Annotated in this window: 2 protein-coding genes; one reads left to right on the top strand and one right to left on the bottom strand. The window is 45.7% G+C overall.

The genetic code is table 11. From position 1 onward, the window contains the following. Positions 1-488 (top strand): ATP-binding cassette domain-containing protein (locus KDK18_RS04705; RefSeq protein WP_257253559.1); only part of this gene is annotated, 488 nt, incomplete at its 5' end. A gap of 60 nt (positions 489-548) precedes the next feature. Here the strand turns inward: KDK18_RS04705 and KDK18_RS04710 are convergent. Then, positions 549-860, bottom strand: a complete 312-nt coding sequence (locus tag KDK18_RS04710) for a YqcC family protein (RefSeq protein WP_257253560.1) — start codon at positions 858-860, stop codon at positions 549-551. Between the last annotated feature and the right edge of the window lie 320 nt (positions 861-1180).

Below are 1180 nucleotides of genomic sequence, written 5' to 3' on the forward strand. Positions count from 1 at the left end.
CACATCAACGAGCCCGACAGGGAATTGCTTATGTACCCCAGGGTCGACAGATTTTCCCGCTGCTCACGGTTCAGGAAAATCTGGAAACAGGATTTGCCTGTCTGCCGCGTTCGGAGCGTAAAGTGGATCGGGAAATTTATGATCTTTTTCCTGTATTGCTGGATATGAAACATCGTCGTGGAGGTGACCTCTCTGGCGGACAACAACAGCAACTGGCTATTGCCCGGGCACTGGTTACCCAACCTGAGTTGTTAATTCTCGATGAGCCAACCGAAGGCATTCAACCTTCCATCATCAAAGATATTCAATCCGTCGTTGGTATGCTCAGGGACAGGGGAGAAATGGCCATTCTGCTGGTAGAACAATACTTTGAATTTGCTCGGGATCTGGCCGATCGATATGCCGTAATGGATCGTGGTGAACTGGTACTGTCTGGGGCAGGCAGTGAGATGAATGAAGAAGAAGTCAGGCAATTGATGACCGTTTAAAACGGCGCGGATGAATACAGCCAGACATTCTGCCTGTATCCATCTGTTCTGCGATCATAATCAGTTCATCAACTGATCAAAACGCTCCACCAGCGAAAGCAGTTGAGTAGCTTCTATTTTCTCAACCATCAGGGCTTCTTCAGCATAAGGCTTGATGTTTGCACCTTTTGGCAGGTCAGCCCCCTGATCAAGAATGGCATGGACCCGGGGAATAAAAAGCCATTGCAGCCACTGAGTAAATTCCATGGCATCCATGCAGAAAGGTGTTGTACTGGCCAGCGCCTGAGCCGAAGGTGGCATAGCCTGCCAGCACTCCAGTCTTTTTAACTCTGCTTCCAGAGCTATCAATAACTCTCTAACTTCTGTGCTCATTGACTGTCTTTTACCCTGAAAACCCAAAACGTATTTTACTATGAAAATAGCCTGATATCCTCCTCACTCTGAAGAGGTGTCGCAAAGGCCTTCTAAAGACACGAATTTTTGTGCTGATTCGATAAGTCTGTTGAAGTTAAGGCAGATACTAAAACGTTTCTTCCTGCAGAATACTAAATTCACCTGATAAAGCGATAGACATCACAGCATTGGTTGCTTCCATGGGTAAGTGGTAAGAGTTATTAGATACTCTCATTAGTCCTGATATTGGTGTAGTCATCATTTCAGACTCAGATTGTTGATGTAAATGATGATAAAGA

This window comes from Endozoicomonas sp. SESOKO3 (assembly GCF_024606255.1).